Here is a 12,231-nt window from a genome sequence, read left to right as displayed (position 1 = left end):
TTCTGACATCCTGCTGCGCCTCTTTCCGGATCAGCACACCGGATGTAGCCATCCAGGAGGATCGGGGCAGGGCATCCATGAGCCAAGCACGGCAAGGGCCGAAAATCGCGGAAACACGGATCGACCCGGACGTGTCGCTGCGCGACACCGTCATCGGCCGATGCTGCGAGATCCTGGGTGGGACAGCCATGGAGTATGCCGAACTCGGGGACTACTCCTATATCGGGCGGGGTTGCACCGTGGCGGACGCGACGATCGGCAGGTTCTGCGCCATCGCCGCCAATGTCCGCATCGGTGCGCCGAACCATCCGATGGACCGTCCTTCGCTGCACCGCTTCACCTACTGCCCGGAATACTACGATGCCGGCGCGGAACGTGACCACGGCTTCTTTCAGGACCGCCGGGCCGACCGGGTCCAGATCGGCCATGATGTCTGGATCGGGCACGGGGTCACGGTGCTGCCGGGGGTTTGCGTGGGGAATGGCGCGGTGCTGGCGGCCGGTGCCGTGGTCACCCGGGATGTGGCACCCTACACCGTGGTCGGCGGCGTGCCGGCCCGGCCCATCCGGGACCGTTTTCCGCCATCCATCGCCGAGCGGCTCAACCGCATCGCCTGGTGGGACTGGCCATTTGCGCTGATCATGCAGCGCCTGGCCGACTTCCAATCCACCGAAATCGAGGCGTTCTGCGATCGGTGGGAGGCAGCTGCAGGGGCAGATCCGTCGCACGAACCAAGCGTTGCGGACTGTAAGACAGGCCAGGCTTGAGTCCCTGGTGCTGCCAAGGAGGCTTGGATCAGGTGCTTGGCCCCTGCCCGGTCGGTAAGTCTTCCCGCGGAGCGGCGGCGGACAGGAAATGCCCCGTGCGCCGGTAATGGGCTTCGAGGAGGGCGCAGGCCTCGTCCGCCTGCCGGCCGATCGCGGCTTCGCAGATCGCCTTGTGCTCGGCGCCGACATCGCGCTGCGGCCAGGCGACCTGGTTGGACAGGTAGCGGAACCGCAGGGCGCGATCCTGCAGATCGGCACAGAAGGCCAGCAGCGCCCGGGCGCCGCACCCGTCAAGCAGCGCCAGGTGGAAGGCGCGGTGATGCGCCTCCCATTCGGGATTGGGGAGGAAGCGGCCGGGGTCAGCCGATCGCGGCGTCCGCGCCAGCCGGTGGTGCGAGACGAGCACCTGTTCCTCCCATGCCGCATCGCCCCGCGCGATGGAGGCCCGGAGCGCCGCGGTCTCGACCAGGCAGCGGGTCTCGATCAGGTCCCGCAGCATCGCTGAATCCGCGAGGGCGACCCGGAAGCCCCGCTGGTCCACCCGCAGCACCAGCCCCTCGGCCGCAAGCTGACTGAGCGCCTCCCGGATGGGAGATGCGCCGGCGCCATACCGCTCCCGCAGGCTCTCGATGCGGAGGCGGCCGCCCGGCGGATGCGCCCCCTCGAGGATGTCCCGCCGGAGCTGCTCCATCACTTGCCGGGCCAGGGTGGGGATCGGATCGATCGCCGCTGCTTCAACGCTGTTTCCGTCCAGTGCCGCCATTTTAACGCCGAAGGGGTTGCAGGGAGAGTTTTTATCGACAAAACTACCGCCAACCAAGCTGGAAACGTCATGCGCCTCGTCACATTCCGCCAAGGCTCCTCCTCCGCCCAATTCGGGATTCGGGAGGGCGACCAGATCCGCCCCATCGCGGCCGCGACCGAGACCGCCATCCTCCAGGATCTCGCCGGCGCCGCCCGCAGGCCGACCGGGCCCGCCATCCCCGTATCCGAGGCGACCCTGCTCCAGCCGGTCCTCCGCCCCGGCAAGGTCATCTGCATCGGCCTGAACTATGTCGATCATGCCAAGGAGGGCGGGAACCCGATCCCGGACTACCCGGCCGTCTTCCTCCGCGCCGCGACCTCCCTGGTGGGGCCGGGGCAGCCGATCCTCCGCCCGCCGGCCTCCGAGAAGCTCGACTACGAGGCGGAGCTGGCCATCATCATCGGCAAGCCGGCCCTCCGGGTTAAGGAGGCCGAGGCGCTTCGCCATGTCGCCGGCTATTCCTGTTTCAACGACGGCTCGCTGCGCGACTACCAGCGCAAGTCCACGCAATGGACCATGGGCAAGAATTTCGACGCGACCGGCGCCTTCGGGCCGGAGATCGTCACCCCCGACGAATTGCCCGAGGGCGCGCATGGCCTGCGGATCGCGACCCGCCTCAACGGCCGCACGCTGCAGGACGGCAACACCGGCGACATGATCTTCAGCGTTGCCCGGACCATCGCCATCCTCTCCGAGGTCATGACGCTGGAGCCTGGCGACGTGATCATCACCGGCACGCCGGCCGGCGTCGGCTACCCGCGCAAGCCGCCGGTCTTCATGCAGCCCGGCGACACCTGCGAGATCGAGATCGAGGGCATCGGTGTCCTCTCCAATCCCGTCGCCGAATCGCCCGTCGCGGCCTGAACCAGGGAATCCCAAGATGACCAGCATCCGCCGTGCTCCCGACAGCTTCCGCTTCCCGGGCGGCCACCGCGTCGGCATCGTCTTCAACATCGCCTATGAGGGCTGGTCGGAAGGGCAGGTGCCGGGCATCGGGCCGATGGGCAACCCGCTGAAGCCCGGCGTCTTCGATGCCAATGCCGCCTCCTGGGGCCTCTATGGTCCGACACGCGGCATCTGGCGCGCGCTCGAGATCGCGGCCCGCAACGGCATCCGCACCAGCGTCATGACCAACGGCGTCCTGGCGGAGAAATGGCCGGAGACGGTGCGCGCCATCCACCAGGCCGGGCATGAGATCGTCGCCCATTCCTACGGCATGGACGTGATCCCCGTGTATCTGGACGAGGCCGGGCAGCGGGAGAACATCCGCCGCACCACCGGCCTCATCGCCGATCTCACCGGTGCGGCGCCGCGGGGCTGGATCAGCCCGCGCGGCACCGGCAGCCCGGGCCATACGGATCTGCTCGCCGAGGCCGGCTACCGGCATGACGGCGACTGCAACGACGATGACCTGCCCTATCTCGAGATCACCAGGGGCGGCCGCGACATCGTCCGCATCCCGCTGATCATGGATGTCAACGACCTGCCCAGCGCCATCCGCTACGGCAACAACGCCCGCGCCATGCTGGAGCAATTCGAGGACGCCTTCGCCGCGATGCGCGAGCGCGAGACGGGGCCGCTCATGCTCGACGTCACGATCCATACCCATGTCTATGGCCGCCCCGCCGGCGCCTGGGTCTTCGATGAGATCATGCGGCGGGTCAAAGCGGCCCCGGATGTCTGGACCGGCACCCGCCTCGAAGCGGCGGAGCATCTGCTGGCGCATCGCGGGACCCTGGTCGGCTCGTGACCCGGCGCTCGGCCGGCGTCATCCTGGAGTAGGCAGCGATGAGCATCGCCAAACCCACCCGCAGGCGGGAGGACCACCGTTTCCTGACCGGCGGGGGACGCTATGCCGACGATATCGACCTGCCCGGCCAGGCCTGCGCCGTCTTCGTCCGCAGCCCCTATGCGCATGGGGTGATCCGCGGGATCGAGCTCGATGCCGCCCGTGCGGCGCCGGGCGTCCTCGGCCTCTATGTGGCGGCGGATCTGGAGGCGGCGGGCATCGGCCCGATCCCCTATCTGCCGATGCCGAAATTTCCCCTCGCCACCCAGATCGACGCGCCGCGGCCGGTGCTGGCCAGCGGCCGGGTGCGCCATGTCGGCGAGCCGGTGGTGCTGGTGGTGGCCGAGAGCCTCGCCGAGGCCGAGGATGCGGCGGAGCTCGTCGCGCTCGATATCGACGCGCTTCCGGCCGTCACCAATACCGCTGCGGCGGTCCAGCCCGGCGCGCCCGCCGTCTGGGACGAAGCGCCGGACAATATCGGGCTCACCTGGCATGGCGGCGACCGGGCGGCGGCCGAGGCCGCCTTTGCCCACGCGGCGCATGTCACCCGCCTGCGGCTGGTCAACAACCGGGTCGTCGCCAACCCGATCGAGCCGCGGACCTGCATCGCCTCCTACGAGGCCGCCAGCGAGAGCTGGCAGCTGATCGCCGCCTCCCAGGGCGTGCAGTACATGCTGCGGGTGCTCTGCGAGCACACCCTCCGGGCGCCGCGCGAGCGCATGCTCGTCTTCACCCATGACGTGGGCGGCGCCTTCGGGGTGAAGGAGCAGCCCTATCCCGAGGATATCGCCATCCTCCATGCGGCGCGGGTGCTTGGCCGGCCGGTGAAGTGGCGCGGCACGCGCACCGAGCACCTGCTTTCTGACAACCATGCGCGGGACTCGGTGCTCGACGCCGCCCTGGCGCTGGATGCCGAGGGGCATTTCCTCGCCGTGCGGCTCGAGGTGCTGAACGCGATGGGCGCCTATTACTCGGTGCATGGCCCCTTCGTGACCATCCGCAACACCACCAACGGGCTGCCGCTGGTCTATCGCACGCCGGCCATCGACGTGACGGTGAAGCTGGTCCTGAGCAACACTGCCTCCACCGGCCCCTATCGCGGCGCCGGGCGGGAAGCGGCCGCCTATGTGATGGAGCGGCTGGTCGACCAGGCGGCACGGGAGACGGGGAGGGACCCGATCGCGCTGCGCCGGCAGAACCTGATCCCGGCGGAGGCGATGCCCTACCAGTCGCCCTCGGGGCGGCTCTATGACAGCGGCGACTTCGCCCGCGTGCTCGACCACGCCCTGGAACTGGCGGACTGGGATGGCTTCGCTGCCCGGGAACGCGCCTCGGCGGCGGCCGGGCTGATCCGCGGCCGCGGCCTCTGCAGCTTCCTCGAATGCGTCGGCGGCCTGCTCTACGAAAGCGCCGATATCCGCTTCAACGAGGCGGGCGGCGTGGACATGGTGGTCGCCACCCAGTCCAGCGGCCAGGGCCATGAGACCAGCTTCGCCCAGCTCGTCGCGCATCGGTTCGGCGTGCCGGAAGCGGCGGTGCGGCTGCGGCAGGGCGATAGCCGCGACGTGCCGCGCGGCCTCGCCTCGATCGCCTCGCGCTCGATGCTGATGGCGGGTTCGGCCATCTCGCTCGCCTGCGACGCCGTCATCGAGAAGGGCCGGCGCGCGGCCGCGCATCTGCTCGAGGCCGCCGAGGCGGATCTCGAATTCGCGGATGGGGAATTCCGCATCGCCGGCACCGATCGCGGGATCGCGCTGCTGGAATTGGCGCGGCGCCTGCGCCTGGAGGGCAGCCTGCCTGAGGGCGTGCCGGCCAGCCTCGATTCCACCGGCGATTTCGATACGGAGGAGCTGAACTTCCCGAATGGGTGCCATGTCTGCGAGGTCGAGATCGACCCGACGACAGGCGAGGTCCGGGTGGATCGCTACACCGCGGTCGATGATGTCGGCGTCGCCATCAATCCGATGATCGTGCATGGCCAAGTCCAGGGCGGCGTGGCGCAGGGCCTCGGCCAGGCCCTGATGGAGCACATCGTCTATGACGCGGAGGGCCAGCTGCTCTCCGCCTCCTTCATGGATTACGCGATCCCGCGCGCGACCGATGTGCCCGCGCTGGAGGTGGGCTTGGTCGAGGTGCCGGCGCGCAGCAATCCCCTCGGCGTCAAGGGCGCGGGCGAGTCCGGCGTCAGCGGCTCCCTCGCCGCGGTCATGAATGCGGTCGCCGACGCGCTCGCCCGCGCCGGCGCGGTGCCGGAAATCGATATGCCCGCCACGCCGGAGAAGGTGTGGCTCGCCCTGCGACGGAAGGCAGGGGCGAGCTAGGGCGCAACAGGACGTCCATCCGGCGCCGCCGGAGCGGAAGGGGAGAGAAACCAAGATGTCAGAGATCGGCAGAGGCAGCGGCACCGCATCCGGGGCGGGTGACAAGAGTCTCAACTGGTATGGCCAGCTGAGCGTCCCGGAGCGGCGGACCTTCTGGGCCTCCTTCGGCGGCTTCGCCCTGGATGGCATGGACATCCTGCTCTACAGCTTCGTCATCCCGACCCTGATCGTGGCCTGGTCGATGACGCGGGCCGATGCCGGCATCATCGCCACCACCGCCCTCCTCGTCTCGGCGGCCGGCGGCTGGCTCGGCGGCATCCTGTCTGACCGCTTCGGCCGGGTGCGGACGCTGCAGATCACCATCCTCTGGTTCTCCTTCTTCACCGGCCTGAGCGGGCTGACCAACTCCTTCGAGCAGTTGCTGGTGGTGCGCGGCCTGCAGGGCCTCGGCTTCGGCGCCGAATGGGCGGTGGGTGCGGCGTTGCTCGGCGAGATGGTCCAGCCGCAGCACCGCGGCAAGGCGCTGGGCTTCGTCCAGAGCGCCTGGGCGATCGGCTGGGGGGCTGCTGCGCTGATCTACACCGCCACTTATGCCCTGCTGCCCGAGAGCATCGCCTGGCGCATCCTGTTCTTCATTGGTCTCCTGCCGGCGCTCTTCGTCTTCTACCTGCGCCGCTACGTGCCGGAGAGCAGCCTGCTCGAGGCCCAGCAGAAGACCGGCGATACCGGGCGCTTCGTCGAGATCTTCTCGCCGGCCCTGCTGCGCACGACGCTGTTTGCCGCGCTTCTCGCGATCGGCGTCCAGGGCGGCTACTACGCGGTGATGACCTGGCTGCCGACCTTCCTCCGCACGGTCCGGGGCCTGACGGTGCTGAATTCGGGCGGCTACCTGGCGGTGGTGATCGTGGCCGCCTGGTTCGGCTATGTGGCGGGCGCCTATCTGACCGATGCCATCGGGCGGCGGCGCTGCTTCGCGCTCTTCTCCATCTGCTCGATCATCACCGTGCTGATCTACACGATGATCCCGGTCAGCAACGGCATGATGCTGGTGCTCGGCTTCCCGCTCGGCTTCTTCGCCTCGGGCACCTATAGCGGCCTCGGCGCCTATTTCACCGAGCTCTTCCCGACACGGGTTCGCGGCTCCGGCATGGGCTTCGCCTATAATTTCGGCCGGGCGGTCGGTGCCACCTTCCCGACCCTGGTGGGTGTGCTCAGCGCGGACATGTCGCTCGCCACGGCGATCGGCCTGTTCACCGCCTCGGCCTATGCGCTGGTCTTCATCAGCATCTGCGTCCTGCCCGAAACCCGGGGACGCGTGTTGCAGGCGTCATAGCTTCGGCTCGCGCGGGATCGGCATCGCTCAATGCGGCGGATCCCGCACGAGGCGGACGAAGGCGCCGAGGAGGCCCAGCATCCCCTCCGCGCTCGCGGGCAACCGCTCGGGCGGCAGGGTCAGGCGGTCCAGGAAGCGCCCCCTGGCCGTGTACAGCGTCAGCTCCAGGGCTTCGTCGATGCTCCTGGGGCGACAGACGATCTCCTCGCCGCCCGCCTCTTGGCGGGCGACCTCGATGAACTCCCGGATCTCGTCGAGGCCGCCGAGGTGAAGGCCCGCCTCGTCCAGGAACCCGGCGATCGCCAGGCTGACCTCGGAGAGCGGGACCAGGTCGAGCGGCACGCAGCCCTCGGTTTCCGTGGCGACCCGGCCGCGCCAGGCATCGAGGGCCCTGGCCCGGCTAAGCTCCTCCGGGGTCTCTTCCTCGGGCGGCTCCTCGGGGAGCCCGCCTTCCGCCTCGATGGTGTCCCAGGTCGGAATGCTCCAATCGACCCGGAGGCCGACCAGCACCCCAAACCCATGCCGCGCCAGGTCGTCGGTATCGCCCGGCAGCAGATCGGCTGGCTCGCGGTCGGCCACGAGGTCGAGCAGGACGCGGCGCATGGCCAGGGGCGACAGTTCCTCGATCGCGCCCGGTGATCGCCAGCCCGGCAGGAACCGCAACTCCTCCTCCGGCCCAAGGCCGCCGGAACCGATCAGGCCATCCGCCAGGGCGACGGCGTCCGGAACCGCACCGGGCAGCAGGGCGACCGGCAGCGCGACCAGTTCGGCCCAGCCCGAGGGTCCGACGGCGGCGCCCCCGGCGATGGCCTGCATCTCGGCGCGCAATTCGGCGGCGTTCTCGTCGCTCTGCGCCTCGCGGACCTTCCGGACGGCGAGGTCGAGGACATCGCCCCGGCCCGCTTCGATCAGTTCGCCGAGAAGGGCATCGAAATCGCCGCTGTCGCGGTCCTCATAGGCCGCGAGCAACCGGTCCGCGGTCGCGCCAGGCGCGGAGGGGAAGCGGGGCGGCGGTTCGGCCGGCGGAGCCGTCAGGCCCAGCGCGCGGAACGCGTCGGCCCCGCGCAGGAGGCGGCCGCGATCGACCCAGCTCCGGCGAGCCACCAGCGTATCCTCGCGCTCGGCAAGCCAGCGCCGGAAGGCGCCGCGGTCGGCGCGCTGGACGAAGATCTCGACGCCTTCTTCGGCCATCACCTCGGCGACCACCCTGGCGATGGCGTTGGCGGTCGACAGATCGGCGTCGCCGGGGCGGATCGTGTCCAGGGTATCGGCATCGGGGTAGAGCGTGACGAGGATGCCGTCGAGGTCGGGCGCGACCTCGCGGGCGAGTTCCGCGGCTGCATCGACCCGGTCGTCCTCCACATCCCCCATGGCCCGCCCGCTCCCTGTCTTGCGGCGCCGCTTATGGGCCCGGTTCATGCCCGCCTCAACGGTCTGGTCGCCGACGGAAGGGCTTATCCGCCCCGCCTGGGCTCCGCCCTCTGGGGCGATGCCGAACCCGGGCGGGGGCGGGTCGGGGGCGCGACCGACCGGGCCTCGGTCCTGCCCGGCGTCGCGCTCCGCCCGGCGGGCGTTGTCCCGTCTGGCCTCGGCCGCTGGGGGGCCGGTGCCACCTGCGCAGCAGGCAGCGGCGGAACCGGCGGCGGGAGGGGCAGGCTCTCCGCCAGGGGCGGGGTGTCCCGCGCGGGCGGCAGGGCCACCGGTACGGCCATCGCCGGAACCGGGGCCGGACTGGCCGCGGGTGGGGCGGGAGGCTGCATCACCGCGGCGGGCCTGGCCGCGGGCGGGGCCGGCGGCGTCGCGACGCTGCCGGGATCGGGGGCGGCCCTGGAGGCCGGCGGGGGGGTGACAGTGGCCGGAGTCCCGCGGCTGGCCGGCAGCATGGCGAACCAGGCCAGGGCGCCGGCCAGGGCGACGAGACCGAAGGCTGCCCCGCCCAAGGCCAGGCCGCGGACGGAGCTGGGGTGGGTCTCGGGGCGCGACCACCGTTCGAACTCGGCCCTCCTGTCCTCCGCCGGGTTGGTCCTCCGCATCGGCACCAGCGCGGCGGGCCGCCGCAGCAGCCCGCTGCCTTCCTTGTCCTCGTCCTCCTTGAGGCTGGGCGGGGCGCCACCGAGGTTGTCGGTCCAGAGACGGTCGGCCGGCACCACGAGGCGGGCCATGGTCTTGACCCACCCTGTCCCTCCGCCCACGGTCAGCGGCGGCAACTCCCCGAATGCCTTGGCGAGAATGCCCGGCAGGGAGGGGAGATCCTCCGGCGCGACGCCCATCTGCAGGATGGGCAGGTGGCCGCCGAAGATCGTGCCGAACCGGGCCTGCTCGAGCCTCTCCTGCAAGACGGCTACCCTGTCCTCGGGCAGCTCGGTCCGGTCCTCGGTGTCGATGAGCGCCAGGCCGAGCTCTGGATGCATCAGCACCAGGCCGACGCGGACCGGCCGGCCCGATGGGCCGCCGATCTCGCAGTCCCGGGCGCAGAGCCATCCTTCCGGGAGGCGCTCGGGAGCGCTTCCCTCCGTGCCATTCCCTGGCCTGCCGGGTTCTGCCTCCCGTCGGACTGCCTCAGTCTCCATTCCAACCGCCCCCAAGTCTCCGCGGAACACAGGGGGTATCGGGGAACTTGGCCAGGGCAAACTTCGCCGGCGGTCACATAGCCGCGTGGAGCGTGGGGTTCCTGCAACGCCGTGCCGCCTGTGACATGAGGCGGCCGGGTGGCCCCCGACGCTTGCCGCGCGGAGGATTTGCCCCGACCCTCAGGCGCCACCGCATCCGGATGGCGCAGCATGGAGGCGGGCGTGACCAACAGCTCCTTGCCCATTCCGCCGCCGCCACCCGCTGGCGGCCCCATCGGCCAGAAGCTGCGGCGCCGCGAGGATGGGCGCCTGGTCACGGGAGAGGGCTTGTTCGCGGACGACATCCCATCCCCGCCCGGCTGCCTGCATGCCGTCTTCCTCCGCAGCCCCCATGCCCATGCCCGGATCCGGGCGATCGACCCGACCGCCGCCCTGGCCCTGCCGGGCGTGGCCGCCGTGCTGACCGGGCGCGATCTGGCCGCCCATGTCTCCACCCAGCGCATGGCGCCCCCCATCGACGGCTTGCAGCCGATGGAGATGCCCGTCCTGCCGCTGGACGCAGCCCGCTTCGTGGGCGACCCGGTCGCCGTCGTCCTGGCCGAGACAGTGACGGCGGCGACGGATGCGGCGGAGCTGGTGGAGGTGACCTGGGAGGCCTTGCCCGCCATCAGCTCGGTCGCCGACGCCGCGGCGCCGCAGGCGGTCCTGGTGGACCCGGCCGTCCCCGGCAACCGGGTATCCTTCCAGTCCTTCGCCACCCCGGGGCTCGAGGCCGCCTTCGCCCGGGCCGAACGGGTCGTCGAGGCTCGCTTCGGCCAGCAGCGGCAGACCCATGTGCCGATCGAGCCGCGCTCCGGCCTAGCCATCTGGGACAATGGCCGCCAGCACCTGACTATGCGGTTCGGCACCCAGGCGCCGCACCCCTATCGCACTGCCATCGCGGCCCGGCTCGGCCTGAAGGAATGGCAGGTCACCGTGGACAGCCCCGAGATGGGCGGCGGCTTCGGGCAGAAGATCATCCCCCTTCGCGAGGATCTCTGCCTGGCCGCCGCCGCCCGGCTGCTGCGCCGCCCGGTGCGCTGGCGCGAGACCCGCGGGGAGAACCTGACCGCCGGGCTGCAGGCGCGGGAGGAGGTCGTGACCACGCGCGCCGCGGTCGCCGCCGACGGCCGCATCCTCGGCCTCACCTGCGCCATCGATGCCGATTTCGGTGCCTGGTCCTTCTTTCCGGCCAACTACATGGCGCGGGTCATCGCCATGATCCTGCCCGGCCCCTACCGCATCCGCGAATACGGCTACGACGTCGCGGTCTGGCTGACCAACAAATGCCCCTCGGGCCCGATGCGGGCGCCGATGGCCATCACCTCCTGGGTCATGGAGGGCACGATGGACGCCATCGCCCAGGCTCTCGGCCTCGATGCGCTGGAGGTGCGGCGGCGCAACTCCCTCATGCCTGACGACCTCCCCTGGGTCACCGCCACCGGCGAGCGCTATGACAGCCTGACGCCGCTGGCGACGCTGGAGGCCGCTGCGGGGCATCTCGGCTATGCCGCGCTGCGGTCGGAGCAGGCGGGCCGGGAATCCTCCGCGACCCTGCTCGGCATCGGCCTCTGCACGGTGGTCGAGAGCAACACCTACAGCTCGGCCTTCTACCGGGATGCCGGGATCCCCGGATCGGGCCACGAGATGGCCAGCATCCGCATCGAACCGTCCGGCGCCATCATCGCCTCCTGCGGCCTGATGGGTTCCGGCCAGGGCTACCAGACCACCCTGGCGCAGGCGGCGGCCGCTGGCCTCGGCGGCGCCGTCGAGGATATCCAGGTCCAGATCGGCAATAGCGACACCGCGCCCTACGGCATGGGCAGCCGCGGCGCGCGCGGGGCCAGCGCCGGCGGTGGTGCACTCTACATGGCCGGGCTGAAGCTCAAGGCGAAGCTGCTGGCCATCGCGGCCGCCATGCTCGACCTGAACAGCCCGGACGCGCTTGAGCTGCGGGATGGCATGGTCCTGCGCCAGGTCGCCGGGGCCTGGCAGGAGAGCGGGCTGACGCTGCCGCAGATCGCCCGGACCGCCCATCTCGACCCGCTGCGGCTGCCGCCCGGCATGGAGCCCGGATTGCACCAGATCCTCGCCTATGATCCGGCGGCGACCACCTATACCAACAGCACCCATGCCTGTGCCGTCGAGATCGAGCGGGCGACCGGCGCCATCCGCATCCTCCGCTACGTCGCCGCCGAGGATTGCGGCACCCGCATCAACCCCATGATCGTCGAGGGGCAGACGCATGGCGCGACCGCCATGGGCCTCTCGGGCGCCATGCTGGAGCATGCGGCCTATGGCGCCGACGGTCAGGCGCTGGCGGGCAGCTTCATGGACTACGCCATCGCCCGCGCCGACGACCTGCCCGCCTTCGAGCTGCTGCACCACGACATGCCGAGCCCGAGCAATCCGGCCGGCATCAAGGGCATGTCCGAGGGCGGCACCATGGGGGGCATCGGCGCGCTGATGAATGCGGTGAACGACGCGCTGGCGCAGGTCGGCGCGCGGCTCGATGCCCAACCCGCCACGCCAGCCCGCATCTGGACCGCCTTGCAGCAGGCGAAACCTGCGGAGGGCGGCCGGCATTGAGGCGGGGAGAACCGGCTG

At 70.8% G+C, this 12,231-nt stretch carries 9 protein-coding genes; 6 read left to right on the top strand and 3 right to left on the bottom strand.

Going from position 1 to position 12,231, the window contains the following annotated elements; genetic code table 11:
- Positions 1-77: 77 nt before the first annotated feature.
- Positions 78-767 (top strand): DapH/DapD/GlmU-related protein, encoded by a 690-nt coding sequence (locus JMJ55_RS23805; protein ID WP_236033994.1) that lies wholly within the window; start codon positions 78-80, stop codon positions 765-767.
- A 28-nt stretch (positions 768-795) separates the two neighbouring features.
- Here the strand turns inward: JMJ55_RS23805 and JMJ55_RS23800 are convergent, their stop codons facing one another.
- Entirely contained in the window at positions 796-1,530 is a 735-nt protein-coding gene (locus tag JMJ55_RS23800; protein ID WP_202828110.1) for a GntR family transcriptional regulator, read from the bottom strand.
- A gap of 69 nt (positions 1,531-1,599) precedes the next feature.
- Between JMJ55_RS23800 and JMJ55_RS23795 the strand changes: the two genes are divergently transcribed.
- Genes JMJ55_RS23795 through JMJ55_RS23780 form a run of 4 tightly spaced genes read left to right on the top strand, consistent with a single transcriptional unit; the run spans position 1,600 to position 7,015 of the window.
- Complete coding sequence (locus JMJ55_RS23795; protein WP_202828109.1) at positions 1,600-2,436, top strand: fumarylacetoacetate hydrolase family protein; 837 nt, start codon at positions 1,600-1,602, stop codon at positions 2,434-2,436.
- A 16-nt stretch (positions 2,437-2,452) separates the two neighbouring features.
- Entirely contained in the window at positions 2,453-3,322 is an 870-nt protein-coding gene (locus JMJ55_RS23790) for a polysaccharide deacetylase family protein (RefSeq protein WP_202828108.1), read from the top strand.
- Between the two features lie 38 nt (positions 3,323-3,360).
- On the top strand, positions 3,361-5,682 hold the full coding sequence (locus tag JMJ55_RS23785; protein WP_202828107.1) for a xanthine dehydrogenase family protein molybdopterin-binding subunit: 2,322 nt from the start codon (positions 3,361-3,363) through the stop codon (positions 5,680-5,682).
- 55 nt (positions 5,683-5,737) lie between these two features.
- The gene (locus tag JMJ55_RS23780) at positions 5,738-7,015 is read left to right on the top strand and encodes an MFS transporter (RefSeq protein ID WP_202828106.1); all 1,278 of its coding nucleotides are present in this window, start codon (positions 5,738-5,740) and stop codon (positions 7,013-7,015) included.
- Between the two features lie 27 nt (positions 7,016-7,042).
- Here the strand turns inward: JMJ55_RS23780 and JMJ55_RS23775 are convergent, their stop codons facing one another.
- Complete coding sequence (locus JMJ55_RS23775) at positions 7,043-8,434, bottom strand: hypothetical protein (RefSeq protein ID WP_202828105.1); 1,392 nt, start codon at positions 8,432-8,434, stop codon at positions 7,043-7,045.
- Between the two features lie 35 nt (positions 8,435-8,469).
- A complete protein-coding gene (locus JMJ55_RS23770) occupies positions 8,470-9,426 on the bottom strand; it encodes a hypothetical protein (protein WP_202828104.1) in 957 nt (318 codons plus the stop codon).
- Positions 9,427-9,807: 381 nt separating this feature from the next.
- Between JMJ55_RS23770 and JMJ55_RS23765 the strand changes: the two genes are divergently transcribed.
- Positions 9,808-12,213, top strand: a complete 2,406-nt coding sequence (locus JMJ55_RS23765; protein ID WP_202828103.1) for a xanthine dehydrogenase family protein molybdopterin-binding subunit — start codon at positions 9,808-9,810, stop codon at positions 12,211-12,213.
- The last annotated feature ends 18 nt before the right edge of the window (positions 12,214-12,231 follow it).

Source organism: Belnapia mucosa (genome assembly GCF_016775475.1).
Taxonomy (GTDB): domain Bacteria; phylum Pseudomonadota; class Alphaproteobacteria; order Acetobacterales; family Acetobacteraceae; genus Belnapia; species Belnapia mucosa.
The sequence above is the reverse complement of the archived record's forward strand: the minus strand, read 5'-3'. Positions and strand labels throughout refer to the sequence as shown.

Bases quoted from the DNA above. Each gene is read 5' to 3' on its own strand.
- JMJ55_RS23805 (WP_236033994.1), top strand. From the start codon at position 78: ATGAGCCAAGCACGGCAAGGGCCGAAAATCGCGGAAACACGGATCGAC.
- JMJ55_RS23800 (WP_202828110.1), bottom strand. From the start codon at position 1,530: ATGGCGGCACTGGACGGAAACAGCGTTGAAGCAGCGGCGATCGATCCG.
- JMJ55_RS23795 (WP_202828109.1), top strand. From the start codon at position 1,600: ATGCGCCTCGTCACATTCCGCCAAGGCTCCTCCTCCGCCCAATTCGGG.
- JMJ55_RS23790 (WP_202828108.1), top strand. From the start codon at position 2,453: ATGACCAGCATCCGCCGTGCTCCCGACAGCTTCCGCTTCCCGGGCGGC.
- JMJ55_RS23785 (WP_202828107.1), top strand. From the start codon at position 3,361: ATGAGCATCGCCAAACCCACCCGCAGGCGGGAGGACCACCGTTTCCTG.
- JMJ55_RS23780 (WP_202828106.1), top strand. From the start codon at position 5,738: ATGTCAGAGATCGGCAGAGGCAGCGGCACCGCATCCGGGGCGGGTGAC.
- JMJ55_RS23775 (WP_202828105.1), bottom strand. From the start codon at position 8,434: ATGAACCGGGCCCATAAGCGGCGCCGCAAGACAGGGAGCGGGCGGGCC.
- JMJ55_RS23770 (WP_202828104.1), bottom strand. From the start codon at position 9,426: ATGCATCCAGAGCTCGGCCTGGCGCTCATCGACACCGAGGACCGGACC.